The sequence below is a fragment of the Bradyrhizobium sp. CCBAU 51765 genome, from assembly GCF_015291725.1.
Taxonomy (GTDB): Bacteria; Pseudomonadota; Alphaproteobacteria; order Rhizobiales; family Xanthobacteraceae; genus Bradyrhizobium; species Bradyrhizobium liaoningense.
Genome location: NZ_CP030038.1, coordinates 26327 through 50576, shown reverse-complemented (window position 1 = coordinate 50576; position 24250 = coordinate 26327). Strand labels below are relative to the sequence as shown.

At 65.8% G+C, this 24250-nt stretch carries 23 protein-coding genes; 4 read left to right on the top strand and 19 right to left on the bottom strand.

Features of this window, described 5'->3' with window-relative positions:
* Position 1 precedes the first annotated feature (1 nt).
* Complete coding sequence (rimP, locus tag XH96_RS00215; protein ID WP_194390558.1) at positions 2 to 757, bottom strand: ribosome maturation factor RimP; 756 nt, start codon at positions 755 to 757, stop codon at positions 2 to 4.
* Positions 758 to 1116: 359 nt separating this feature from the next.
* Here rimP and XH96_RS00210 point away from each other — a divergent pair, with 359 nt between their 5' ends.
* On the top strand, positions 1117 to 2199 hold the full coding sequence (locus XH96_RS00210) for a DUF2336 domain-containing protein (protein WP_194390557.1): 1083 nt from the start codon (positions 1117 to 1119) through the stop codon (positions 2197 to 2199).
* A gap of 74 nt (positions 2200 to 2273) precedes the next feature.
* Here XH96_RS00210 and trmB read toward each other — a convergent pair whose 3' ends face one another.
* From trmB to murJ, 16 genes are all read right to left on the bottom strand, one after another.
* Positions 2274 to 2984, bottom strand: coding sequence for a tRNA (guanosine(46)-N7)-methyltransferase TrmB (gene trmB, locus XH96_RS00205; RefSeq protein ID WP_194390556.1), 711 nt, complete (start codon positions 2982 to 2984; stop codon positions 2274 to 2276).
* Positions 2981 to 4138, bottom strand: a complete 1158-nt coding sequence (locus XH96_RS00200) for a M20 family metallopeptidase (RefSeq protein WP_194390555.1) — start codon at positions 4136 to 4138, stop codon at positions 2981 to 2983. Before XH96_RS00200 ends, trmB begins: the two co-directional genes overlap by 4 nt.
* Positions 4139 to 4224: 86 nt before the next feature.
* Entirely contained in the window at positions 4225 to 4638 is a 414-nt protein-coding gene (locus tag XH96_RS00195) for a helix-turn-helix domain-containing protein (RefSeq protein ID WP_007603895.1), read from the bottom strand.
* A 219-nt stretch (positions 4639 to 4857) separates the two neighbouring features.
* Positions 4858 to 6471, bottom strand: a complete 1614-nt coding sequence (gene lnt, locus XH96_RS00190) for an apolipoprotein N-acyltransferase (RefSeq protein ID WP_194390554.1) — start codon at positions 6469 to 6471, stop codon at positions 4858 to 4860.
* Positions 6468 to 7586 carry a hemolysin family protein gene (locus XH96_RS00185; protein WP_246789897.1) on the bottom strand — a complete coding sequence of 373 codons (1119 nt, stop codon included), beginning with the start codon at positions 7584 to 7586 and terminating at the stop codon, positions 6468 to 6470. The genes lnt and XH96_RS00185 overlap by 4 nt, the downstream gene beginning before the upstream one ends.
* A gap of 1 nt (position 7587) precedes the next feature.
* The gene (gene ybeY, locus XH96_RS00180) at positions 7588 to 8097 is read right to left on the bottom strand and encodes an rRNA maturation RNase YbeY (RefSeq protein ID WP_194390553.1); all 510 of its coding nucleotides are present in this window, start codon (positions 8095 to 8097) and stop codon (positions 7588 to 7590) included.
* A 58-nt stretch (positions 8098 to 8155) separates the two neighbouring features.
* Positions 8156 to 9151, bottom strand: coding sequence for a PhoH family protein (locus XH96_RS00175; protein WP_131870431.1), 996 nt, complete (start codon positions 9149 to 9151; stop codon positions 8156 to 8158).
* 64 nt (positions 9152 to 9215) lie between these two features.
* Entirely contained in the window at positions 9216 to 10610 is a 1395-nt protein-coding gene (gene miaB / locus XH96_RS00170) for a tRNA (N6-isopentenyl adenosine(37)-C2)-methylthiotransferase MiaB (RefSeq protein ID WP_194390552.1), read from the bottom strand.
* Positions 10611 to 10791: 181 nt separating this feature from the next.
* Positions 10792 to 11472, bottom strand: a complete 681-nt coding sequence (locus XH96_RS00165; protein WP_194390551.1) for an HAD family hydrolase — start codon at positions 11470 to 11472, stop codon at positions 10792 to 10794.
* A 53-nt stretch (positions 11473 to 11525) separates the two neighbouring features.
* Positions 11526 to 11981, bottom strand: coding sequence for a Fur family transcriptional regulator (locus XH96_RS00160; RefSeq protein ID WP_061879908.1), 456 nt, complete (start codon positions 11979 to 11981; stop codon positions 11526 to 11528).
* A 38-nt stretch (positions 11982 to 12019) separates the two neighbouring features.
* Positions 12020 to 12505, bottom strand: coding sequence for a ribosomal protein S18-alanine N-acetyltransferase (rimI, locus tag XH96_RS00155; protein ID WP_194390550.1), 486 nt, complete (start codon positions 12503 to 12505; stop codon positions 12020 to 12022).
* On the bottom strand, positions 12502 to 13197 hold the full coding sequence (gene tsaB, locus XH96_RS00150) for a tRNA (adenosine(37)-N6)-threonylcarbamoyltransferase complex dimerization subunit type 1 TsaB (protein WP_194390549.1): 696 nt from the start codon (positions 13195 to 13197) through the stop codon (positions 12502 to 12504). Before tsaB ends, rimI begins: the two co-directional genes overlap by 4 nt.
* A 202-nt stretch (positions 13198 to 13399) precedes the next feature.
* Positions 13400 to 13969, bottom strand: a complete 570-nt coding sequence (locus XH96_RS00145; RefSeq protein ID WP_194390548.1) for a NifU family protein — start codon at positions 13967 to 13969, stop codon at positions 13400 to 13402.
* Positions 13970 to 14270: 301 nt separating this feature from the next.
* A complete protein-coding gene (locus XH96_RS00140) occupies positions 14271 to 14765 on the bottom strand; it encodes a universal stress protein (protein WP_194390547.1) in 495 nt (164 codons plus the stop codon).
* 106 nt (positions 14766 to 14871) lie between these two features.
* Entirely contained in the window at positions 14872 to 15924 is a 1053-nt protein-coding gene (trpS, locus tag XH96_RS00135) for a tryptophan--tRNA ligase (protein WP_194390546.1), read from the bottom strand.
* A gap of 86 nt (positions 15925 to 16010) precedes the next feature.
* Positions 16011 to 17561, bottom strand: a complete 1551-nt coding sequence (gene murJ, locus XH96_RS00130; protein ID WP_194390545.1) for a murein biosynthesis integral membrane protein MurJ — start codon at positions 17559 to 17561, stop codon at positions 16011 to 16013.
* Between the two features lie 126 nt (positions 17562 to 17687).
* On the opposite strand from murJ, the gene XH96_RS00125 reads away from it, so the two are divergent.
* Positions 17688 to 18689 (top strand): adenosine kinase, encoded by a 1002-nt coding sequence (locus XH96_RS00125; protein WP_194390544.1) that lies wholly within the window; start codon positions 17688 to 17690, stop codon positions 18687 to 18689.
* A 155-nt stretch (positions 18690 to 18844) separates the two neighbouring features.
* On the opposite strand, the gene XH96_RS00120 is transcribed toward XH96_RS00125, so the two are convergent.
* Positions 18845 to 20539 carry an AMP-binding protein gene (locus XH96_RS00120; RefSeq protein WP_194393974.1) on the bottom strand — a complete coding sequence of 565 codons (1695 nt, stop codon included), beginning with the start codon at positions 20537 to 20539 and terminating at the stop codon, positions 18845 to 18847.
* A 200-nt stretch (positions 20540 to 20739) separates the two neighbouring features.
* Positions 20740 to 21936 (bottom strand): serine hydrolase, encoded by a 1197-nt coding sequence (locus tag XH96_RS00115; RefSeq protein ID WP_194390543.1) that lies wholly within the window; start codon positions 21934 to 21936, stop codon positions 20740 to 20742.
* Positions 21937 to 22286: 350 nt separating this feature from the next.
* Here XH96_RS00115 and XH96_RS00110 point away from each other — a divergent pair, with 350 nt between their 5' ends.
* Both XH96_RS00110 and XH96_RS00105 read left to right on the top strand, forming a co-directional pair.
* On the top strand, positions 22287 to 22607 hold the full coding sequence (locus XH96_RS00110; RefSeq protein WP_131870409.1) for a hypothetical protein: 321 nt from the start codon (positions 22287 to 22289) through the stop codon (positions 22605 to 22607).
* 107 nt (positions 22608 to 22714) lie between these two features.
* Positions 22715 to 24208 carry an NAD-dependent succinate-semialdehyde dehydrogenase gene (locus XH96_RS00105; RefSeq protein ID WP_194390542.1) on the top strand — a complete coding sequence of 498 codons (1494 nt, stop codon included), beginning with the start codon at positions 22715 to 22717 and terminating at the stop codon, positions 24206 to 24208.
* Positions 24209 to 24250 lie beyond the last annotated feature (42 nt).

Below are 24250 nucleotides of genomic sequence, written 5' to 3'. Positions count from 1 at the left end.
GCTAGTCTCCTTGGTCAGGCTCGATCTCGCCCCGCCGCGCGCGTTCGGCGGCCAGGCGATGTTTCTTCGTATTGGTCGGGGCCGGCTTCTTCTTCGGCTTGGTGTTCTTGGTGATCTTCGCACTGATCTCTGCGTGCGGTGCAGCCGGCGGCTCCAGTCCGAGATCCCTGCGCATCTTGCGCTCCTCGGCCTTGCCGCGGCGCATGGATTCGGCGATCAGCTCGTCGGTCAGCACGAGGCGCGCCTCGCCGATATCCTCCATGGTCAGGAGAACGTCGGCTTCGTCGTCCGGCTTGACGTCGTCGCGATGCAGATGCACGCGATCGCCTTCGACTGGACCGAGCGTGCCGCGGAAGCGCTTGCGCCCCTCATGTGCGACGGCCATCTCGATCTTCACCAGATGCCCGGAATAACGCTCAAAATCAGAGCGGCGAACCAGCGGGCGGTCGATGCCTGGCGAGGAGATCTCCAGCCGGTAGGCGCGATCGATGGGATCGGCGACGTCGAGCACGGGCGACAATGCCCGCGAGATCGCCTCGCAATCCTCGATTTGCATCGAGCCGTCCGGTCGCTCGGCCATGATCTGAACGGTGCAGCCGGCTTCCCCGGAGATGCGGATCCGGACCAGGCGATAGCCCATGCCCTGGAGCACGGGAGCAGCCACCGCGGACACCCGTGCCGCGGCGCCGGGCTCGACCACGAGCCGCGGCTCGGCCAGCAATTCGGCATCCGTGGAACCAGGGTTCGGCTCGGTCATGTCCAGGGTCAGGGTGCTCGATGGTTAAGGCTTGGTTACGACTTCAAAGCCCGCTTCGGAACTTTCCCGACAGCGCGTCGGGCCGCATCTTCCGCCAAGCCGCGTTCAGGTAATAAAAAAGAGCGGGTCCTTGCGGGCCCACTCTCACTACGCGGATCGTATGAGAAGATGAATTGGCGCTGATATAGCGCTTTCCGCCCTCCCGGACAAGGCCTATCGCAGCGGGAACGGGGCCTTTTTGCGCCGCTCGGCGCACCCTGCGCAACGCTTCTTTCATCAAGCAGGCCTAACTTCCGCGATCGTGGGGCGGCTTGAACCAAGGGCGCACCCGCGGCGTGCCCCGTTCGAGTTGCGTTTTCATGACCGTTGCCACGTCGCTCATTCCTGGACTGGACGATATCGTCAAGCGCGGCGATCCGCGGCGACGCGGCGAGATCGCGCGGGCCATCGCCCAGTTGTTCTTCCAGGATGCGGAGAAGCTCCGCCCCGAGTTGATCGATCTCTTCGACAATCTCCTGATCGATCTCGTCCCGCATGCCGAGCTGTCCTCGCGGGTCGATCTGGCCGAGCGCTTCTCGCGCCTGAACAACGCGCCGCCGCACCTGGTCAATCAGCTCGCGCGCGAAAACGAGATCATGGTGGCCGGTCCCGTGCTGCGCCGCTCGCCCGTGCTCGACGACGCGGCTCTTGCCGAGATCGCGCGCCTGAAAGGCCAGGGCCATCTCCTGGCGATGACGGAGCGCCCGGCCTTGTCTCCCGTCGTCACCGACGTGCTGGTCGAGCGCGGCGATCGCGACGTGGTGCGCCGCGCCGCAGGCAATGCCGGCGCGGTGTTCTCACCAGGCAGCTATTCCGAGATGATCAAGCGCGCGGCCCAGGACGGCGTGCTGACGCTCAAGATCGGCCAGCGCAACGATCTCTCCGGCGAGCACCTGAAACAGCTGCTCGACGGGACGCTCGACGTCATCCGCCGCCGCCTCTCCAGCGTGGTCAATCCCGCGCGCAAGGCCGAGATCAAGCGCGCGATGGCGGCGATCGAGGAGGCCGCGCGCCCGCCGGGGCCGCGGCGCGATTTTTCGGGCGCGCAGCGCACGGTGCTCGCCTTGTATCGAGAGGGCCATCTCGGCGAAAGCGCGCTGCTCGGCTTCGCCAAGGCGCACAAATACGAGGAATCGATCGCCTCGCTCTCGGCGATGTCCGGCGTTCGCCTCTCGACCCTCGACCGCCTGATCGCGGGCGACCGCTACGATCCGCTTCTGATCCTGGGCCGCGTGCTCAATCTCGGCTGGCCCACGGTGCGTGCGCTCATCCTGCTCTGGTACGGTCCGCAACGCACGCCTGCCGATGCCGACCTCGAGGCCGCGCGCGCGAACTTCACGCGCCTGATGCCGACGACCGCAGAACGCGTCGTGAATTTCTGGCGCAACCGGCGGACGATTTAAAGAACAGGCTTTGTCGTCATGGCCGGCCGGGACGAGCCCGGGCATGACGACTGCGGATGTATCGCGCGAAAAATTCACACCCGCCTGAACCGCAAGTAAGCCGCCTTGCGTCCTTCCCGTGCGGCCTTCCGGCCGTAGCGTGTCATGGTGTAGCCCGGCCATGGCTGGCGGAAATCGTCGGCGCGCTCGGCCAGCCAGACGAAGTCCTGCGAGCGCGCAAGATGCGACAGCGTCCAGGCGCAGTAATCGTCGATGTCGCAGACGAAACGGAACTCGCCGCCGCTTCGGAGCACGCGCGCCATTGCGGCGATCGTCCGGTCCTGGACGAAGCGCCGCTTCCAGTGTCGCCGCTTCGGCCATGGATCGGGGTGGATCAGGTCGATCCGCGACAGCGAATCCTTCGGCAACCAGGCCAGGAGCTCGGCGGCATCGCCCGCGAACAGGCGGATGTTGCCGATGTTGGCGGCCTCGATCTGCGTGAGAATTTTCGCCATGCCGTTGACGTAGGGTTCGCAGCCGATGAAGCCCGTGGCGGGAAAGTTCTGGGCCTCGGCCGCGAGATGCTCGCCGCCGCCGAAGCCGATCTCGAGCCTGACGTCTTCGGCTGCGGGAGCGAAGATCGCGCGCGCATCCGCCGGCGCCTCACCGTCGATGTCGAGGGCAAGATGCGGCAGCAGCTGCTCGATCAGCCCGGCCTGGTGTTGCCTGAGCTTGTGGCCCTTGCGGCGCCCGAAGAAGGCGCGGTCGCTGTCGTCGCGATCGGGGTCTGATTTGCGTTCGCTCATCGTAGCGTCTGATACAGGCGATGGAGCAGCCGCGCGCGCGGCGCGAGCGACGAGACATAGAGCTGCTCATAATGGGTATGTGCGCCCTTGCCGTCGACGCCGAGCCCGTCGAGCGTCGCGGTGTGCGCGGCGGTGAAATTGCCGTCCGAGCCGCCGCCTGTATGTGTGTCGATCAGCTCGAAGCCGATCTCCGTGGCGAGCGTCCTTGCATGCTCGTACAGCGAGGCGCCCGCATTGCCCTTCTCGTAAGGCGGACGATTGAGATCGCCGGTGACCGTGACGGTGACGCCCTCCGTCTTCGACGTCAGCCCGAGGATCTTGCCCACGAACTCGTCTGCGTCCTTCAGGCTCAGCACGCGCAGATCGACTTCGGCATAAGCCTCTTCCGGTGTCACGTTGGGGCGCGTGCCTCCGCGCACCACTCCGACATTGACGGTGACGCCGCGCGTCAGATCGTTCATTCCTTCCAGCGCCAGGATGATATTGCCGAGTTCGCGGACAGCGCTGCGGCCGTCTTCGGGCCGGGAGCCGGCATGCGCGGGCACACCCTTGATGAACACCTGGAAGCGTCCGACGCCCTTGCGTCCGGTGACGATCTTGCCGCCGTCGCGCGCCGGCTCGGTCACCAGCACATATTTGGCCTTGCGCCCTTCCTTCTCAATCAGCGCACGTGACGTCGGGCTGCCGATCTCCTCGTCGGAGGTGAACAGGTGTGTGATGCCGAGCGGCGAGCGATCGGCCGTCGCGCAAAGCGCGCGAAAGGCGTGATGGGCGATGTAGGCGCCGCCCTTCATGTCGTAGATGCCGGGACCGAACGCGACGTCGCCTTCGACCTTGAACGGCAGACGCTCGATGAATCCGATGGGATGAACGGTGTCGAGGTGGCTCAGCACCAGGATGCCTGGTTGATCCTGGCCCCAATTCGTGCGCGCCACGAGATGATCGCCGCAGCCATTCACGCCGGCGACGCGCTCGAGCGTGACAGGCAGGTCGCGGTATTGCTCCGCGACCAGAGACACCAGCTCGTTGACCTGTTCAGGCGCTTCGGTCGGCGTCTCGATTTCCACCCAGCGGCGGATGCCATCGAGGATGATTTGGGAATCGAACCAATTGGAGCCGGTCATGAGCGCATCTGTGCCTTTGAATCGCATCATCGAAGCGGGCGCGCATCAAAGCGCGGTCCCAAATGACGACATAGGCCAGATTTGACGCAGTCTCAAATCGCCATGGAGACGGCGCTTCAGCGCTTGTCGGGGCCTTCGCGGGCCGCAATCTGCTCGACGAGATCGACGATGGAGCGCCGCATCTTCGAATCGGTGATTCGCGTGAACGCCTTGGTCAAGGCGAGCCCTTCGGAGGTCGCGAGAAAGTCCGAGACGTAAGAGGGCGAGGCGCCTTCGCTGAAGCCATCCGGACCCGGCACGCCGCTCGGGCCGCCTTCGAACAGGAAGGACACCGGCACCTGGAGAATCTCGGCGATCTGCTGGATACGGCTCGCGCCGACCCGGTTGGTGCCCTTCTCGTATTTCTGGACCTGCTGGAAAGTCAGGCCCAAAGCTTCACCGAGCTTCTCCTGGCTCATGCCCAACATGATGCGGCGCATGCGCACGCGACTGCCGACATATTTGTCAACAGGGTTGGGCGCTTTCGACATTTCCTCAGCCCTCCAAACATCACCTTCGGCGCAATCATCAAGCATGCCTCGGGTGCAGCATCGTCAAAACCAAACCCTGTTATTGGGAAACATTGCGGAGAAATTTAGCAACGCGCCTCTGTCTTTCGCAGCTGGTGCAGAATGGGGAGCCCGCGTGCAGTCTGTCAACCGTGGGACTACGGTTGTCAAAGGATTCCGGCCGCCTCGGCGGCGGCGTCATCAGGGCTGCCGCTTGGCGACACGCCGGCGGACCGCCAGGAGCACGGCCACTGCGACGAGCATCGCCGCCGGCGCGTCACCCACCCGTGCATAGACGGTCGGCGGGATCGCAGCCGGAAGGTTTGCATCCAAAATGCCTTCGATGCCGAGGCCGAGGCTCGCGACCGTGCGTCCGACCGGATCGATCACTGCGGAGATGCCGGTATTGGCGGAGCGGACCAGCGGCAATCCGAGCTCGATCGCGCGCATCCGCGACTGTTCCAGATGCTGATAGGGGCCGGTCGAGATGCCGAACCAGCCGTCGTTGGTGAGGTTCACGATCCAGCCCGGACGTTCGTTGCGTCCAGCCACTTCGCCGGGAAAGATGGCTTCGTAGCAGATCAGCGGCAGCGCTGGTGGTACGCCGGGGACCGGCAGCACATGCCGCACGCTGCCGGCGATGAAGCCGCCGCGCACACGCGTCAGCTGCTCGAAACCGAGCTTCTCCATCAACGTCTGGTAGGGGAGAAATTCTCCGAACGGGACCAAATGCACCTTGTCGTACACAGCGAGCACACTGCCGTCGTGATCGATCATGTAAATCGAGTTATAGGCGCGCGTGATCGGCGTGCCCCGCGGCAGGTCGGGCGCGCGGACCGAGCCCGTGATCAGCACGGTACCCTTGGGCAGGAGGTCGGCGATTTGCGCCATCGCGTCGGCCTCGCGGGTCAGGAAGAACGGAAAGGCGGATTCCGGCCAGATCAGGATGGTGGCATCGCGTACGCCGGTCGATTGCGGGCCGGAGGCGCGGTCCGACAGCGCAAGGTACTTCTTCATCACCTCCGTCTTCGCGGCGTAGTTGAATTTTGCGTCCTGCTGGAGATTCGGCTGCATCAGGCGCAGCTTGGCGCCTGACACCATCGTGGTTGGATGCAGCGAGAGGCGGATTGCGCCGAAGACGCTCATGACGACCAGAAGCGCGACGGCGGCCGCCGTCGCGCGCCACGACAGGCGGCGATCGGGCGTGCGGTCGATCAGCGTCGCCGGGCTTGCGAAGATCGCAACCGTCAGGAACGTCATGCCCCACAGGCCGATCAGCGACGCCGTCTGGGCCAGCGGCAGCGGCTCGGACAGCGCGTAGCCGAACGCGTTCCACGGAAAGCCTGTCAGTGCGTGACCGCGCAGCCATTCGCTCATGGTGAGGCTCGCTGCGAGCGCCAGCACGCGCGTGGCGTTCTTGGTCCAGAGCAGGCGCGCCAGCGCAAAGCCCATCGCGGTGAAGATCGACAGATAGGCCGGCAGGCCGAGGACGGCGAACGGCGTCAGCCAGGCGAACACGTCAGCATCGACAAAGAAGGCGTAGCCGATCCAGTAGAGGCCGGGCACGAAATAGCCGAGCCCGAAGCAGTAGCCGGTCAACGCGGCGGCGGGGACGCCGCCATAGCGGCCGGCGCCGGCGCCGTCGATCAGCCAGACCAGCACCGGGAAGGTGACGAACAGCACCGGGAAGAGGTTGAACGGCGCCAGCGCCAGCACCGACAGCGCCCCGGCCGCCATGGCGATGACGGCGCGCTTCCATCCCCAGGTGAGAATGATGGCGAGCGCAATCTGCCGGAGTCGCTGTGATGGACTCACTGCGGGCCGGTCCCGTCGCTCGGTGGCGGCGTGGGCGTGTCGCTGGCCGATGGCTGTCCGCTCTCCGGCGTGGTCTCGCGGCGCCGGCTCTCGCGCTGGGTGCGCGGCGCGGGGCGCTCCTTCCGTGTCGAGATGCGCAGCCGCTTGACCCGGCGCGGATCGGCGTCGAGCACCTCGACCTCGTAAGTGCCCGGACCCGAGATCACTTCGCCGCGCACCGGCAGGCGTCCGACGAAGCTGACGAGATAGCCGCCCAGCGTCTCCACCTCCTCGCCGGCTTCGCCGGTGACGAAATCCTCGCCGATCACGGAGCGGACGTCGTCGAGGCTGGCGCGGGCGTCGGCGATGAAGGCGTTGTCGGGCAGGCGCACGATCGAGGGTGGCTCGTCGCTGTCGTGCTCGTCGTCGATTTCGCCGACGATCTGCTCGACGATGTCCTCGATCGAGACCAGGCCGTCGCTGCCGCCATATTCGTCGACCACCAGCGCCAGATGGATGCGCGTGGCCTGCATCTGCGCGAGCAGGTCGATCGCCCGCATCGACGGCGGCACGTAGAGCAGCTTGCGGATGATGTGCGCATCATGAAGCGGCAGCGCGAGATCGACGGCGCGCAGGTCGAGCCCGGCCGGCAGCGGCTTCTTGCGCTTGGTCTTGGTGGCTTCCGATACGCGGGCGCGGGCGGTCATGAAGGCGAGCAGGTCGCGGATGTGGACGATGCCGACGGGATCGTCGAGCGTCTCGTTGAAGACGACGAGGCGGGAATGGCCGGCACTCTCGAACCGGTCCATCAATTCGCCGAGCGGGATGTCGCGCTTCACTGCGATGATGTCGGCGCGATGCACCATGACGTCGGCGATGCGGCGCTCGTGCAGGCCGAGAATGTTGCGCAGCATGGTGCGCTCGACCGCGGAGAAGCCGGTGTCGTCGGGCGTCGATGCATCGAGCACGACCTGGAGGTCGTGGCGGACCGACCCCGCCTTCCAGCCGAACAGCGTCCGGATGGCGCGCAGGAGCCAGCCTTCGGCGGCCGGGCGCATCACCTCGCCATGGGCCACGACGGCGGGCAGATTGCGCGTGTTGCGCGGGTTGTCCTGGATTGGATCGGAATCCGGCATCTCAGTGCGCCCCGGCGCGGTCGGCATAGGGATCGGGGATGCCGAGATGCGCCAGGATCTGCGTCTCAAGCGCTTCCATCTCCTCGGCGTCGCCGTCGTCCTCGTGATCGTAGCCGATCAGATGCAGGAAGCCGTGCACGGCGAGGTGGCTCAAATGGTGCTCGAACGGCTTGTGTTCCTCGTCCGCCTCGCGCCGCATGGTCTCGTAGGCGATCGCGATGTCGCCGAGCATGCGCGGCGCATCGCCCGGCTTCCACCCGCCCTCCGGCTGGAGCGCGGGGAACGACAGCACGTTGGTCGGCTTGTCGATGCCGCGCCAGTTGCTGTTGAGGGTGCGGATGCCGGCGTCATCGGTCAGCATCACAGCCACTTCCGCGTCGGCAACGTCTTCGTCGACGCTCTCGGCGGCGGCCGCCACCGCGCGCTGGATCACGGCTTCGGAATCAGGCTCGCGCTGCCAGCAATCGGCGACGACGAGGACCTCGGTCATGGGCAGGTTGGAATGGGACATTGTGTTGTCTGGGACGAAAGGCGCCGTGCTCGCGCCTCTGGGGTCCGGTGTTGCCTCGTCAGGATTGGCCGGTGGCCGGCCGCTGCGGCGAACCTTCGTAGGCGGAGACGATCCGCGCCACGAGTTCGTGGCGGATCACGTCCTCGGCCTTGAAATGAACCTGGGCAATTCCCTCGACGCCGCTCAAGAGGCGGGTCGCCTCGGCCAGGCCGGAAGTCTGGCCGTTCGGCAGGTCGATCTGCGAGGGATCGCCCGTCACGATCATGCGGCTGTTCTCGCCGAGGCGCGTCAGGAACATCTTCATCTGCATCGACGTGGTGTTCTGGGCCTCGTCCAGGATGATGGCGGCGTTGGTGAGGGTGCGGCCGCGCATGAAGGCGAGCGGCGCGATCTCGATCTCGCCGGTCTGGAGCGCACGCTCGACGATGCGCGCATCCATGAGGTCGTAGAGCGCATCGTAGATCGGCCGCAGATAAGGATCGACCTTCTCGCGGAGATCGCCGGGCAGGAAGCCGAGTCGCTCGCCGGCTTCCACCGCCGGGCGCGACAGGATGATGCGATCGACCTCCTTGCGCTCGAACAGCTGGGCGGCATGGGCGACGGCGAGCCAGGTCTTGCCGGTGCCGGCGGGGCCGACGCCGAACACCAGCTCGTGCCGCTTCAGCGCGCGGATGTAGGAGTCCTGTGCGGCCGTGCGCGCGCGCACCGGGCGCTTGCGCAGGTTGATGCTGTCGAAGGTCGATTTGGCCGATTTGGCGTCGAACTCGAACAGCGAGCCCTGCGCGATCACGGCGCGGATCGCGCCTTCGACCTCGCCCTGGTCGAGATCCTGTCCCTTCACGGCCTGTCCGTAGAGCATCTCCAGCACGCGGCGCGCGGCATCGCAGCCGTCGCGGCTGCCACCGATGGTGATGTGGTTGCCCTTGGAATCGACGACCACGCCGAGCCGCCGCTCGATCTGCGCCAGGTGCTGGCCGTAGGGGCCGACCAGCGCGGAAGCGGCGCGGTTGTCGTCGAAGTCGATGACGACCTGGGTCTCGGGCGGAACTTGCATGTCGCGGTCAAATTTGCGGCTGGGAGCGAACGAAGACGAATCCGATGCGCTTTTGGGCAAGGGTTCAGGCTCCAGTGGCTTGCGATAAAGCGGGCTCGCGCGCGCCACGCGGCGTCACGAGCTCGCCGAGAAAGCTGTAGCGTTCGAGGCTGTCGATGCGGACCGGCAGGATTTGTCCGATGATGTCGGGCGAGGCCATGACATGGGCGGGCTGGAGGTACGCGGTGCGGCCGACGATCTGGCCCTCCTTGCGCGCCGGACGCTCGAACAGCACATCGACCGTTGAGCCAATCGCAGCCTTGTTGAAGGCCGATTGCTGGCTGTCGATCAGTTCCTGGAGCCGCTCCAATCGCTGGTCCATTTCGGCGGGGGACACCGTCTCCTGCATATCCGCGGCCGGCGTTCCCGGCCGGGCGGAGTATTTGAACGAATATGCCGCAGCGTAACCGATTTGCGTGACAAGCGCGAGGGTGGCGAGAAAATCTTGCTCGCTTTCGCCCGGGAAGCCGACGATGAAATCTGATGAAAAAGCAATGTCTTGGCGGGCGGCGCGGAAACGGTCGATGACCCCGAGGTAATCATCGGCGGTATGTTTCCGGTTCATGGCGGCCAGAATCCGGTCCGAGCCCGATTGCACCGGCAGGTGCACGAACGGCATCAGGGCACCGAGATCGCGATGGGCCGCAATCAGGCTGTCGTCGACGTCGCGCGGATGGCTGGTCGAATAGCGCAGCCGCGCGATGCCGGGGATCTTCGCCAGATGCTCGAGCAGCCGGCCGAGCGGCCAGGTTTTTCCATCCGGCCCGTCGCCGTGATAGGCGTTGACGTTCTGCCCGATCAGCGTGAGCTCGCGCACGCCGTTCTCAGTGAGCCGCTTCACGTCGTCGACGATCTTCGCCACCGGGCGCGAGACTTCGGCGCCGCGCGTGTACGGCACGACGCAGAAAGTGCAGAACTTGTCGCAGCCTTCCTGCACCGTGACGAAGGCGGAGATGCCGCGCGCGCGGATCGCATCGGGCTTCGGCTGCGCCAGGAAGCCGAACTTGTCGGCGGCCGGAAACTCGGTCTCAATCGCGCGACCCTCGTCGCCGGCGCGCTTCAAGAGCTCCGGCAGATGATGGTAGCTCTGCGGGCCGACCACGACGTCGACCACAGGTGCCCGGCGCACGATCTCCTCGCCCTCGGCCTGCGCCACGCAGCCCGCCACCGCGATCTGCATCGCGCGGCCCCCACGCGCGGCCTCGTCCTTGGCCACGCGCAGCCGGCCTAGCTCGGAATAGACCTTTTCCGAGGCCTTCTCGCGGATATGGCAGGTGTTGAGGATGACGAGGTCGGCGTCCTCCGCGCTGGCCGTCTCCACGAATCCTTCCGGTGCCAGCGTATCCACCATGCGCTGGGCATCGTAGACGTTCATCTGGCAGCCATATGATTTGATGTGCAGCTTGCGCGGCGGCGTCATGGAACCCGAAAATGGAGGTGGAGGACGGCCTTCACATAGAGGCTGGAGAGCCGAAAATCCAGCGAATGGGGCCTTGGTCCCGTCATTCCGGGGCGCGACGCAGTCGCGAACCCGGAATCCAGAGCTTTTGGCTGAGATTCAGGGGGCAATGCTGCGCGTCGCCCAGGAATGACAGCAATAATCAGCCCGCCAGGGCCTTTGCCTCGACCCGCCGGAGCAACTCCGGGAGCTGGTGCATGTCGGCAAAGGTCAGGTCGGCGCCAGCCTGCCGCAGGGTCTCGGCATGGCCGTCCCCGCAATGGCTGCCTCCGTAAAAGCCGAACACGGTCATTCCCGCCGCCCGCGCGCCAGCGATGCCGGCCAGGCTGTCCTCGATCACGACGCAGCGCTCGGGTGGCACGCCCATTTCGTTCGCCGCGAACAGGAACAGGTCCGGTGCCGGCTTGCCGTTCTTCACCTGCGAGGCCGAGAAGATGTTCGGTGCCAGGCGCTCGTAGAGCCCGGTGCTTCCCAGGCTCACGCGCATGCGCTGATGCGAGCCGCTCGAGGCGACGCAGACGGCTTGCGTGACGACGTCGAGCACATCGTGGATGCCGCGGATCGCTTCCAGGTCGGCCTCGAACGACCGGAACAGCTCATCCTGCAAGTCGCCATGATAGGCCTCGGGCAGCTTGCGGCCCAGCTCGGCCTCGATCTCGAGATTGGCCTGCTTCGTCGAACGGCCGAGGAAGCGCTCGAACACCTGCTCCGACGTGATCGGATATCCGTGCCGCGTCAGTACATCCGCATGCGCGCGGCAGGAGATCACCTCGCTGTCCACGAGCACGCCGTCGCAGTCGAAGATGATGAGGTCGATCGGCACTAAGGCATGACCCGGAAAAGTGTGAAGCGGTTTTCCGACAAGGTCATGCCCGATCAGTTCGTCGGCTTGTCGTCGTCGAGCGGGACGCAATAGAGCTCAAGCCGGTGATCGACCAGACGGTAGCCGAGCTTGCGGGCGATCTCCGCCTGGAGCTTCTCGATCTCCTCGGAGGTGAACTCGATCACCTTGCCGTCGCGCAGATTGATGAGATGGTCGTGATGGCTGTCGCGCATCTGCTCGTAGCGCGCGCGGCCCTCGCGGAAATCGTGGCGTTCGATGATGCCGGCATCCTCGAACAATTTCACGGTGCGATAGACAGTCGAGATCGAGATCTTGTCGTCGACCGCGACGCAGCGCCGGTAGAGTTCCTCGACATCGGGATGATCGATCGCTTCCGCGAGCACGCGGGCGATGACGCGGCGCTGCTCGGTCATGCGCATGCCCGTGGCGGCACAGCGCGCCTCGATGTCGGACGCCTTGGATGCAGAGGAAGGTTTCAATGTGGTCATAGCGTTGTCTGCCTGGCGGGCGCTTTCTGCCACCGATGTTACGACAAGTCACGTCGCATCAGAAGGGCGTTCAATTGTTCCCCGTTGGGCTGCTTATAGTAGCGATCGCGGCGCCCGACCACCACGAATCCGCACCCGTCGTAGAGCCGCCGCGCCGGCTGGTTATTTTCCTCCACCTCGAGAAATATTGTGCGCACGCCGCGCCCGGCGAGGTGGCCGAGATGGGTCATCAGCAGCGTGCGGGAGAAGCCGCGGCCGCGATAGGCCCCGTCCACCGCAATCGAGAGAATTTCCGCTTCGTCCGCGCCGATCCGCGACACCGCAAAGCCGATCGTCTTGCGGCCGAGACGCAAGCGATGCACCAGCGTGTTGCGCTCGCTGATCATGCTCTCGAATTCGCCTTCGCCCCAGCCATGCGCGAAGGAGGCGCCGTGCAGCTGCGCGAGCCGCGCGGCATCGCGCAAGGTCGCGGGCTCGACGACGGCGCTGCCGCCGTGCCACCACTCCGACAGCCATCCCATCATGAGGTTGCGGCTTGCGCCGCGAGCGGTTTCTGTGTCGCCGGCTTTGCATCGGGCGCCTTCAGATAGAACGGCCGCGCCGGCGTGGTGTCGGGATTGGCCGCCGCACCGAGCCAGGCGATCCAGCTGATATCGGGCGCGGGCTGCGCGTCGACCGCAACAGGTTGGGGTCCATCCTTCGGCCAACGATCGGCGAGGATCCTTGCGGCGTTGCCGACCAGGTGCGGCGCGCCGAATTGCGAGGCCGCGATCGCCTCGTCGATGCTGGCGACCTTAGGTCGCACCAGTTGGCTGCCGTCGCCGGCGACGATCTGGAAATAGACGTGATCGTGCCGCGCATCGATTGCGGAGAGCACGGGCGCCGTTCCGCTCTGGCCCACGGCGGCGGCGGCATAGGCCGACAAGGTGGTCAGGCCGACGGCCGGCCGCCCGGCCGCGAGCGCAAGGCCGCGCGCAGCCGAAATGCCGACGCGCAGGCCCGTGAAGCTTCCGGGACCGACGGTGACGGCGATACGGTCGAGCGCGGTGAAGGCGAGATTGGCCGATTGCATCACCCGCGCGATCATCGGCATCAGGGCCTCGGCGTGGCCGCGCTTCATGAGCAGTGATTCCTGCGCGCGCAGTTCGGCCGTTTCGGTGTCGAGCACGGCGGCCGCGCAGGCGTCGAGCGCAGTATCGATGGCGAGGATCAGCATGAAAAAGCAAATGGCGAGTGGCGAATGGCGAACAGTCTAGCGAACCAAGCGCCCATCCGCCATTCATCACGCACGATTTGCGGGCCCCCGATATGCCATCCTACAACAACCGTCATTCCGGGGCGGTCCGTAGGACCGAACCCGGAATCTCGAGATTCCGGGTCTGGTGCTAACGCACCATCCCGGAATGACGACTTCGTCGTCACATCGGCCGGACTTCGACCACGTCGGGCACGAAGTGCTTGAGCAGGTTCTGGATGCCGTGCTGGAGCGTCGCCGTCGATGACGGGCAGCCGGAGCAGGCGCCCTTCATGTTGAGATAGACGATGCCGTCCTTGAAGCCGCGGAAGGTGATGTCGCCGCCGTCATTGGCGACCGCCGGCCGCACCCGGGTCTCGATCAGATCCTTGATCATGTCGACCGTCTCGGCGTCGGCCTCGTCGAAGAACTCGTCCTCGTCGTCGAGATCGGCATCGCCCTGCGCTGCGCCGTCGGCAAGCAGCGGCGCGCCCGACATGTAGTGCTCCATGATGGCACCGAGGATCGCAGGCTTGAGCTGCTGCCATTCACCGCTCGCCTTGGTCACGGTGATGAAGTCCGATCCGTAGAACACGCCGGTGACGCCGGGCACGTCGAACAGCTTTTCGGCGAGCGGCGAACGGCCTGCGGCTTCGCGGCTCGAAAACTCCACGGGGCTGCCGTCGACCACGACGCGGCCCGGAATGAACTTCAGCGTGGCGGGATTGGGGGTGGCTTCGGTTTGAATGAACATGGTTTTCTCCAGACGTCGCCGGTTCAAGGCCGGCGCGTGCCTATCCACTAGCAGATGGCGACGGCGAACGCACGATCAAGGGGAGGTGGGATATTAGTCCAGGGTTTTCAGAGGCTTGGGCTCGGCTCATCCTTCCCTGGAGGGGGAGGGTCGATCGCGCGAAGCGCGAGCGGGGTGGGGTGATCTCTCCACTCGGGCACTGTTTGAGGCGGAGAGACCGTCACCCCACCCCGTCTCATGTCTCGCTTCGCTCAACATGAGCCGACCCTCCCCCTCCAGGGGAGGGTCAGAGGCGGCGTGGCTACGACAGCGAATCCACGCTTTCGTCGCTTAGCGCGCCCGAGATGATGGTCACCGGCACCGGGAATGTGCCCAACTCGTGCGCCAGCAATGCGACCAGGGGGCCAGGCCCTTCCGCGCCGGGACTGGCAGCGAGCACCAGCATCGCGATGTCGGGGTCCTCATCGATCACTGCGAGCAGCTGTTCCATGGCGGCGCCTTCCCGGATCACCCGTTCCGGCGTGATCGCGGCGATGCCGTTGGCGCGGCCGGCGGCGCGGTCGAGCGCGGCTTCCGCCGCTTCCTGGGCCTCGGCGCGCATGATGTCGGCGACGCCAAGCCATTCCTGGCTCTGCTGCTCCGGCTCGATGATGCGCAGCATCACCACGCCGCCGCCGGCGCGGATCGCCCAGCGGCTGGCGTAATAGACGGCGCGATCCCATTCGGCGGTGTCATCGACGATGACGAGGCATTTGGGCTTGTGGCCCGGCTCGTAGCAAAGTCGCTTGCTGGTCATGCATGTCCCGGAATGTGCATGGGGACCATGCTGCCACACTCCCGCGACGTTTGGGAGAGGCGAAGCGGCGGGCGCCGTGGCGCCGGCCGGTGTTGCGAAGCGCGCCTTAGCGACGGCGGATGAAGCCGACGATGTCCTTGGAGAGCTTCATCGTCTCGTCGGCGATGGCGCGGGCCCGGTCGGAGCCGTCGATGAGGATCGCGTCGATATGGCCGGGGTCGGCGACGAGGCGCTTCATCTCGCCGGCGATCGGCGCGAGCTTGGTGACGCACAGCTCCGCCAGCGCGTTCTTGAAGCTGGAGAACTGGCCGCCGCCGAAGTCGCGGAGCACCTCGGCCTTGGAGCGGCCGGAGAGCGCGGCGAAGATGCCGACGAGATTGTCGGCCTCGGGGCGCGCTTCGAGACCCTTCTCCTCGGTCGGCAGCGGCTCCGGATCGGTCTTCGCCTTGCGGATCTTCTGCGCGATGGTGTCGGCGTCGTCGGTGAGGTTGATGCGCGAATTGTCGGAGGCGTCCGACTTCGACATCTTCTTGGTGCCGTCGCGCAAGCTCATCACGCGCGTCGCCGGGCCCGTGATCAGGGGTTCCGGCAGCGGGAAGAACAGGCCGTCATTGGCACCCTGGCTGCGGATCGAGTCGCCGAAGTCGTTGTTGAACTTCTGCGCGATGTCGCGCGAGAGCTCGAGATGCTGCTTCTGGTCCTCGCCGACCGGAACGTGGGTGGCGCGGTACAGCAGGATGTCGGCGGCCATCAGCACGGGATAGTCGAACAGGCCAACGGACGCGTTCTCGCGGTCCTTGCCAGCCTTCTCCTTGAACTGGGTCATGCGGCCGAGCCAGCCCATCCGGGCGACGCAGTTGAAGATCCAGGCGAGCTCGGCATGGCCCGAGACCTGGCTCTGGTTGAACACGATGTGCTTCTTGGGATCGATGCCGGCAGCGATGAACGCGGCGGTCACCTCGCGGGTGCTGCGCGTGAGCTCGGCCGGGCCGCCCCAGACGTCGACGCCCTGTGTGATCGCGTGCATGTCGACGACGCAATAGATGCAGTTGTGGGTCTCCTGCATCTTCACGAAGTTGACGATCGCGCCGAGATAGTTGCCGAGGTGCAGATTGCCCGTCGGCTGGACGCCCGAAAAGACCCGTTCAACGAATGGCATGGTTAGTTTTCCTGGCAAGCCTTCCTGAAGCTATTCGGCCGTCGTTTCCAACAGCGGCGCTGCCCCGTCAAGGGCAATTCGCGAGGTCAGTCGTGCCGGTCGTGCGGGACAGGCCGCTTCAGGGCGTTGACCGCTTCGCGCCAGGACGCCGCTCCGAGGAGCTGCAGCAGCAGGCTGTAAACGGCGATTCCGGCCGCGATCTGCGCGCCGAGCACGATGAAATCGATGAAGCCATGGGCCCCGGCCGGCACGAGGCCTGCAGTCAGCCAGAGCAGAGTGCCCATGGCAGCAGCGGCGAGCGCGATCCGCGGCAGCCGCTTGCGGGCGCTCGCATCGACCGAGAAACCGAACTCGCGCGTGCCCTTGCGGAGCAGCGCGAGCGCGCTGCCCCAGGCGCCGGCGGCGATGCTTGCGGCGATCCCGCTCGTGCCGAAGAGATGGCCCAATAGGATGGCAAGCACGACCGCGACCACGAAGCCTTTGGCCGTGGCCAGCAGCGGCGTCATCGTGTCGCTGCGGGCATAAAAGGCAGGCGACAAGGCCTTGATCAGCACGTGCGCCGGCAGGCCCAGCGCCAACCACATCAACGCATGCGCCGTCGCCGCGCTGTCATGCGCGCCAAACGCGCCATGCTCGAACAGCAGCCGCACGATCGGCTCGGCCAGCACGGCCAGGCCGAGCGTCGCGGGCAGCGCCAGCCCGGCCGCAAGCTCCAGCGCGCGCGATTCGGCATGCGCCACGGCGTCGCGATCGCCGCTGCTCACGGCGCGCGTCAGCTCCGGCACCAGTACCGTGCCCATGGCGACGCCGACGATACCGAGCGGCAGCTCGATCAGGCGGTTGGCGAAATACAGCCAGGACACCGCCGACGGTGTCGCGGAGGCGATGATCGCGCCCGCGACCATCAGCCATTGCGGACCCGAGCTTGCGAGCATGCCGGGGATCGCCTTGGCGAAGAAGCCGCGCATCTCCTTGTCGAAACTGGCGCGCAGCGGCGTTGCAAGATGCGCGCTTCGCTGCGACAGCAGCATCAGGAGTTGCAGCAGGCCGGCAATGCCGACGGTGGCCGCCAGCACCCACGCAGCGAGACTGGCGTCAGCCTGCCAGGCGAGCAGCACCGCGATCGCGGCGATCAGCGCGATGTTGAACAACAGGGGCGAGAACGCCGTCAGCGCGAAGCGGCCCTGCGCATTGAGCAATCCCATCAGCACGGTGACCGGGCCGGCAAAGGCGAGATAAGGCAGCATCAGCCGCGCACTCTCGACCGCGCGATCGAGCGTGCCGCTGCCAAGGAAGCCCGGTGCGACGACCGTGATGACCAGCGGCATCAACAATGCGAGCAGGATCGACATCGCGATCAGGGCCGCACTGACCGTGCCGAGCACGCGCCCGGCGAACGCCGCCGCGGCTGCCGCGCCGTCGCGATCCCTGATGCGCAGCCAGGCCGGGATCAGCGCAGCGTTCAGCGCGCCCTCGCTGAGCAGCCGGCGCACCACGTTGACGAGCTGAAACGCCGCGAGAAACGCATCCGCCACGGCGCCGGTGCCGAGCAGCGCCGCAATCATGGAATCGCGGGCAAAACCCAGCAGCCGCGAGGCCAGCGTTCCCGTCGAGACGGTGAGGAAGGAGCGGATCATCGGCCCTTTATCATACCGTTGCTTGCCCGCGCCGGCCCGGTCATGATAGGCCGCGAGCTTGGATTTCAGGCCGACAGGAAGCGGATTTCCGCAGGGATCGCAATCCGGCAAACAGGATCAAGGTGAATGTCTGACGTGAAATATGACGTTCTCGGCATCGGTAACGCGCTGTTCGACGTGCTGGTCAGGACCGACGAGGCCTTTCTGGCCAGGCATGGCATGGCCAAGGGCAGCATGTCGCTGATTGACGAGGCTCGCGCGGCCGCCATCTACAAGGACATGGGTCCGGCCACGGAAGTCTCGGGCGGCTCGGCTGCCAACACCATCGTCGGCGTCGGCAGCCTGGGCGCCCGCGCCGCCTATGTCGGCAAGGTCAAGGACGATCAGATCGGCAAGCTCTATGTCCATGACATCCGCGCCGCTGGCGTCGCCTTCGACACGCCCGCCGCCAAGGACGGCCCTGCCACCGGCTGCTCCTACATCCTGGTCACCGGCGACGGCGAGCGCACCATGAACACCTATCTCGGCGCGGCGCAGGACCTGTCGCCCGCCGACATCGACCCCGCCGAGGTCGCTGCGGCCGGCATCGTCTATCTCGAGGGCTATCTCTGGGACCCCAAGAACGCCAAGGATGCCTTCGTCAAGGCGGCCCAGATCGCCCATGACGCCAAGCGCAAGGTGGCGCTGACTCTGTCGGATTCCTTCTGCGTCGACCGCTATCGCGACGAGTTTCTCTCGTTGATGCGCAACGGCACTGTCGACATCGTCTTCGCCAACGAGTCCGAGCTGCATTCGCTCTACATGACCTCGGATTTCGACACCGCGCTGAAGCAGCTGCGCAACGACGTCAATCTCGGCGTCGTCACCCGCAGCGAGAAGGGCTGCATGGTGGTCTCGGTGGAAGACGCCGTTGCCGCGCCGGCATTCCCGGTCGACAAGGTGGTCGACACCACCGGCGCCGGCGATCTCTTCGCTGCCGGCTTCCTGTTCGGCCTGGCGCGCAATCTCGCCTACAAGCAGTGCGGCGAACTCGGCGCACTCGCCGCCGCCGAAGTGATTCAGCACATCGGCGCCCGCCCGCAGGTGTCGTTGAAGGAGCTGGCGCAACAGCGCGGGCTCACGGGATAGACGAGGTCGCGCCCATCCTCAGCTGTCATCGCCCGGCGAAGACCGGGCGATCCAGTACTCCGAGCCGGCTGCGATCGATCGAGAAGCCGCGGCGTACTGGATTCCCCGCCTGCGCGGGGAATGACAGTCATCGTGTAGGGAGTGCGTTCAACCCCTCACGCCGTCTTCGCTGCCTTCAATCCGAGTCGCTGCTCGACTTCCTCGCGCATCAGGAATTTCTGGATCTTTCCGGTCACGGTCATCGGGAATTCGTCGACGAATTCGACGTAGCGAGGGATCTTGTTGTGGGCGATCTGGCCTTCGCAGAAGGCGCGGACCTCCTCGGCAGTCAGCGTCTCGCCCTGCCTGACGTGGACCCAGGCGCACAGCTCTTCGCCGTAGCGGGTGTCGGCCACGCCGAAGATCTGCACATCCTGGATCTTGGGGTGACGGTACAGAAACTCCTCGATCTCGCGCGGATAGAGGTTTTCGCCGCCGCGGATCACCATGTCCTTGATGCGGCCGACGATGTTGCAATAGCCCTCGTCGTCGATGGTGGCGAGGTCGCCGGTGTGCATCCAGCCGTTCGCATCGAGCACGTCGGCGGTCTTCTCGCTCTCCTCCCAATAGCCCAGCATGACGCTGTAGCCGCGGGTACACAGCTCGCCCCGCTCGCCGCGCTTGACGATCTTGCCCTCGAGATCGACGACCTTGACCTCGACATGCGGATGGATCCGTCCGACCGTGGAGACGCGGCGCTCCAGCGGATCGTCCACCGCGCTCTGGAAGCTGACCGGACTGGTCTCGGTCATGCCGTAGGCGATGGTGACCTCGCGCATGTTCATCGCGTTGTTGACGCGCTTCATCACCTCGATCGGGCAGGGGGCGCCGGCCATGATGCCGGTGCGCAGCGACTTCAGGTCGAACGTCTTGAACTCGGGGTGGTCGAGCTCGGCGATGAACATGGTCGGCACGCCGTAGAGCGCTGAGCATTTCTCCTGTTCAATCGTACGCAGCGTCGTGAGTGCGTCAAACCCCTCGCCGGGATAGACCATCGCGGCGCCGAGCGTGACGGAGGCTAGGTTGCCCATCACCATGCCGAAGCAATGATAGAGCGGCACCGGAATGCAGATGCGGTCCTGCTCGGTGAGGCGCATGGCCCGGCCGGTGAAATAGCCGTTGTTGAGGATGTTGTGATGGGTCAGCGTCACCCCCTTGGGCGATCCCGTCGTGCCACTGGTGAACTGGATGTTGACGGGATCGTCGAATTGCAGGGCGGCGCCGAGCGCGGCCAGCTGTTCGCGATGCGCCGCTCTGCCCATGCGCGCGACCTCGTCGAAAGGGATCGTGCCTGACGCCGCAGGGCCGCCGATCTGGATCACCATCCGCAAGGCCGGCAGCCGTGCCGCCTGTAACTGTCCGGGCTTGGCGTCCGCCAGCTCCGGCAACAGCGTGTTGAGCATCTCCATGTAGTTGCTGGTCTTGAACGCGGTCGCGGTGACGATCGCGGTGCAGCCGACCTTGCGAAGCGCAAATTCCAGCTCGCTCAAGCGATAGGCGGGATTTATCGTCACCAGGATGAGGCCGGCCTTGGCGGCGGCGAACTGGGTCAGCGTCCATTCCGGTCGGTTCAACGACCAGATTCCGATCCGTTGCCCCCGCTCGAGACCGAGCGCCAGGAAGCCGGCGGCGAGCGCATCGACCCGCTCGGCCAATTCCGACCATGTCCATCTCACGCCATGGCTGGGTGAGATGAGGGCTTCGCGATCGCCCCAGCGCCGCACAGCCCGGTCGAGGCTGCGGCCGATGGTGTCGCCGAGCAGCGGCGCGTCCGAGATGCCGCAAACGTAGCTGTCCGCTTTATCAGCCAAATTATCAGCCAAGTCGAAATCCTCTCGTCAGAATACCCAGCATAGTCTCTCAGTCGTCATGCCCGGGCTTGGCCCGGGCATCCACGTCTTTGTGCCCGTGCGGCTGCACGTGGATGGCCGGGCCTTCGCCGCGCCGAAGCGGCTTCGGCCGCGCAGGCGGGACGAGCCCGGCCAAGACGGGTTGGTGAGCGCCGCGCCCTTCAGGCCGCCTTCTGCCCGCTTCCAGCCGCATCCAGCCCGGCATAAACGCCGCGCTCGAAACCTGCGAAGGCCCCCAGGCATTTCGCATCCGCGAATGGCAACAGCTGCATCAGGATCACGCCGGTGATGTCGCGGGCCGGGTCAATCCAGTAATAGGTGTTGGCGAGGCCCGCCCAGGCGAGGCTGCCGGCGCTACGCCCCTCGGCGGTCTTGGCGGTGTTGATCATGAAGCTGAGGCCCCACTTCTTCACCTGCTCCGGATAGAGATCGACGTCGTTGGTGTACATCGGCGCCGCCGTCGTCATCTTGCCCATGGCGAGATCGCCGATGTGGTTCTGGCCCATGGTCGCGACGGTCTCGGCCTTCAGCACCTGGTTGCCGTTGCCGCGGCCCTTGTTGAGGATCATCTGGGTGAACTTGATGTAGTCGGCCGCGGTCGAGTAGAGGCCGCCGCCACCCATGTGGAATTCCGGCTCCTGTTCGAGCTCGAACGGGATGGCGGCGAGCTGGCCGTCCTCACCGCGCGCGTGCATGCCGACCAGGCGCTTGCGCATGTCGTCGGTGATCTTGAAGGCCGTGTCGTTCATGCCAAGCGGGTTGAACAGATTGTCGCGCAGATAGGCATCCAGCCGCTTGCCGCTGGCGGCTTCCACGGCCTTGCCGACGAAATCGATATTGGTGCCGTATTCCCAGCGCGTGCCGGGGTCGCTCATGATCGGGGTCTTCAGTGCCGCATTCTGGCAGGTGGTGATGGCGGGGATGCCGTTCTTGTCCAGATAGACCGCGAGATCGCCGTTCCACATATTGTAGCAGAAGCCCGCGGTGTGGGTCATGAGCTGGCGCAGCGTGATCGGTCCCTTCGCCGGGCGCAGCTTCGCCTCGCCGTTGGCATCGAAGCCTTCCAGCACCTGCGGATTGGCGAGATCGGGCAGGACGTCACCGATCGGCGTATCCAGCGACAGCTTGCCCTGCTCGACCAGCTGCATCGCGCCCGCTGTGGTCACCGCCTTCGTCATCGATGCGATCCAGAACACGCTGTCATCGGTCATCGCGTCGGGCTTGGACAGGTCGCGTTGGCCGAACGCGCCCTGATACAGCACGTCGTTACCGCTCGCGGCGATCGCGACGACGCCCGGAATCTCCTTGGCCTCGCTCTTCTGACGCAGAATCTCGTCGATCTGTGCTTTGCCTTGCATGGCGTTTCCTCGGGTTTGATTATTGTTGGAAGTGATCGATTGTCGTCCCACATGCCCCGTGCGGCAAGCGCATCTACGCGCATGCGCCGGTCGCGATGTCGTGACTTGACGGTCTTGGTCCCACGCAGGACGACAACGGGGCTGGGCGGCGACACTCCTCTGCAATCTGCGGTGGATGCCCGCGCGTCGCCCTCACCTTGGATGGGGCTCCAGGCGATAGGTTTCACGCGGTTTCGGACGCCTGAAACATTTCGTGAGCTGCCGCGTTCAGCACCCGGTCCGATCCATGGGCCGGTCAGGACTTGATGCAAATGTTGCCGTCCGAGGATGGGTGGCGAGGGGGACCTCAGATGATTTCGACCTGGAGCGACTGGAAGCGCTATCCCCGTCAGGGACGCGGCGAGAACCTGGAGGCGCCCATTTCGCCCGGTATTTACGAGGTCCGCATCGCCGGCACCGGCGCACTCTATTCGTTCGGCGCCGTCGACAATCTGGCCCAGGCGCTGGCGCTGCTGCCGGTCGGCTCGAGGTCATGGTTCGGCCGCCGCGACACCTCTTCAGTCCCCGATCTCGAATACCGCACGTGCGCGACGTCCACGAAGGCCGATGCCAAGGCCGCGGCCGAGCGCATGATCGGCCGGCGTGAGACCTATATGAGCGGCGCGGCGTAAGGCCGCTGCCAGTCTGGCCGCCATCTGACGTGCGTTGCAGGGCGATGCATTGCGCATCGTCTGTCCCTATATTCCGGCCGATCCGATCGTCCCCAGGGAGTAACGCCATGACCCCGACTGCCACCGCACGCGCCCCACAAGCCACATCCAATCTGCGCGACCGGTTGAAGGATCCGTCGCTTTTGAGGGAGGCCTGCTACATCGACGGCGCCTGGGTCGGCACGCCGGTCTTTGCGGTCAACAATCCCGCCACCAGCATCGAGCTCGCCAAGGTTCCGCAGCTTGGTGCCGAGGAGACGACCAGGGCGGTCGAAGCCGCCGAGCGCGCCTTTCCGACTTGGGCCAAGCACACCGCCAAGCAGCGCTCCAACATCCTGCGCAAATGGTTCGAGCTGATCGTCGCCAATCGCGAGGACCTTGCGCTGATCCTCACCTCCGAGCAGGGCAAGCCGCTCACCGAGGCACTCGGCGAGGTCGACATCGGCGGCGCCTATGTCGAGTTCTTCGCCGAGGAGGCGCGCCGCGTCTATGGCGAGACCATCCCGACCCAACGTCCCGATGCGCGGCTGCTCGCGATCAAGCAACCGATCGGCGTCTGCGGTGCGATCACGCCGTGGAATTTCCCGAACTCGATGATCACGCGCAAGGTGTCCCCGGCGCTCGCCGCCGGCTGCACCGTGGTGCTCAAGCCCGCCAACGAGACGCCGCTGTCGGCGCTCGCGCTTGCCGCGCTCGCCGAGAAGGCGGGTGTGCCCAAGGGCGTCTTCAACATCGTCACCGGCGATGCCCCGCCGATCGGCAAGGTGTTGTGCGAGCATCCGGCCGTGCGCTTCGTCGGCTTCACCGGCTCGACCGCGGTCGGCAAGATCCTGTATCAGCAGGCTTCGGTCGGTGTGAAGCGGCTCGGCCTCGAGCTCGGCGGCAATGCGCCGTTCGTGGTGTTCGACGATGCCGACATCGATGCCGCGGTCGAAGGCGCGATCGTCTCGAAATACCGCAACATGGGCCAGACCTGCGTCTGCGCCAACCGCCTCTACGCCCAGGACAAGATCTACGACGAGTTCGTGCAGAAGCTGTCGAAGAAGGTCGCGGCGATGAAGGTCGGCGACGGCACCGAGAGCGGCGTCACCCAGGGGCCGCTGATCAACATGAAGGCCGTCGACAAGGTGGAGCGCCACATCGCCGATGCGGTGAAGCGCGGCGCCAAGGTCGTCACCGGCGGCAAGCGCAGCGAGCTCGGACGCTCGTTCTTCGAGCCGACGGTGCTGGCCGACGTCAAGCCGGACTCCCTGGTGGCGCAGGAGGAAACCTTTGGCCCGCTCGCGCCTGTCATCCGCTTCAAGGACGAAGCCGATGTGATTGCGATGTGCAACGCCTCGCCGTTCGGCCTGGCCTCCTACTTCTATTCCCGCGATCTCGGCCGCGTCTGGCGCGTCGCCGAGGCGCTGGAGTCGGGCATGGTCGGCGTCAACACCGGCCTCATCACCACGGAGGTTGCGCCCTTCGGCGGCGTCAAGGAGAGCGGCCTCGGGCGCGAAGGCTCGCATCACGGCATGGAGGAGTATGTCGAGATCAAATACGTGATGATGGCGGGGGTGTAGCCCCCGGTCTCGTTTTACGACCTGTTGGGACGAAGGACCCAT

Bases quoted from the DNA above. Each gene is read 5' to 3' on its own strand.
- XH96_RS00185 (WP_246789897.1), bottom strand. From the start codon at position 7,586: ATGCCGGATTCCGATCCAATCCAGGACAACCCGCGCAACACGCGCAAT.
- rimI (WP_194390550.1), bottom strand. From the start codon at position 12,505: ATGATGGGATGGCTGTCGGAGTGGTGGCACGGCGGCAGCGCCGTCGTC.
- XH96_RS00110 (WP_131870409.1), top strand. From the start codon at position 22,287: ATGATTTCGACCTGGAGCGACTGGAAGCGCTATCCCCGTCAGGGACGC.
- XH96_RS00160 (WP_061879908.1), bottom strand. From the start codon at position 11,981: ATGACCACATTGAAACCTTCCTCTGCATCCAAGGCGTCCGACATCGAG.
- miaB (WP_194390552.1), bottom strand. From the start codon at position 10,610: ATGACGCCGCCGCGCAAGCTGCACATCAAATCATATGGCTGCCAGATG.
- XH96_RS00145 (WP_194390548.1), bottom strand. From the start codon at position 13,969: ATGTTCATTCAAACCGAAGCCACCCCCAATCCCGCCACGCTGAAGTTC.
- XH96_RS00200 (WP_194390555.1), bottom strand. From the start codon at position 4,138: ATGATGCGATTCAAAGGCACAGATGCGCTCATGACCGGCTCCAATTGG.
- murJ (WP_194390545.1), bottom strand. From the start codon at position 17,561: ATGATCCGCTCCTTCCTCACCGTCTCGACGGGAACGCTGGCCTCGCGG.
- XH96_RS00210 (WP_194390557.1), top strand. From the start codon at position 1,117: ATGACCGTTGCCACGTCGCTCATTCCTGGACTGGACGATATCGTCAAG.
- XH96_RS00105 (WP_194390542.1), top strand. From the start codon at position 22,715: ATGACCCCGACTGCCACCGCACGCGCCCCACAAGCCACATCCAATCTG.
- XH96_RS00195 (WP_007603895.1), bottom strand. From the start codon at position 4,638: ATGTCGAAAGCGCCCAACCCTGTTGACAAATATGTCGGCAGTCGCGTG.
- trmB (WP_194390556.1), bottom strand. From the start codon at position 2,984: ATGAGCGAACGCAAATCAGACCCCGATCGCGACGACAGCGACCGCGCC.
- XH96_RS00140 (WP_194390547.1), bottom strand. From the start codon at position 14,765: ATGACCAGCAAGCGACTTTGCTACGAGCCGGGCCACAAGCCCAAATGC.
- tsaB (WP_194390549.1), bottom strand. From the start codon at position 13,197: ATGCTGATCCTCGCCATCGATACTGCGCTCGACGCCTGCGCGGCCGCC.
- rimP (WP_194390558.1), bottom strand. From the start codon at position 757: ATGACCGAGCCGAACCCTGGTTCCACGGATGCCGAATTGCTGGCCGAG.
- XH96_RS00125 (WP_194390544.1), top strand. From the start codon at position 17,688: ATGTCTGACGTGAAATATGACGTTCTCGGCATCGGTAACGCGCTGTTC.
- XH96_RS00175 (WP_131870431.1), bottom strand. From the start codon at position 9,151: ATGCAAGTTCCGCCCGAGACCCAGGTCGTCATCGACTTCGACGACAAC.
- trpS (WP_194390546.1), bottom strand. From the start codon at position 15,924: ATGCCATTCGTTGAACGGGTCTTTTCGGGCGTCCAGCCGACGGGCAAT.
- XH96_RS00115 (WP_194390543.1), bottom strand. From the start codon at position 21,936: ATGCAAGGCAAAGCACAGATCGACGAGATTCTGCGTCAGAAGAGCGAG.
- ybeY (WP_194390553.1), bottom strand. From the start codon at position 8,097: ATGTCCCATTCCAACCTGCCCATGACCGAGGTCCTCGTCGTCGCCGAT.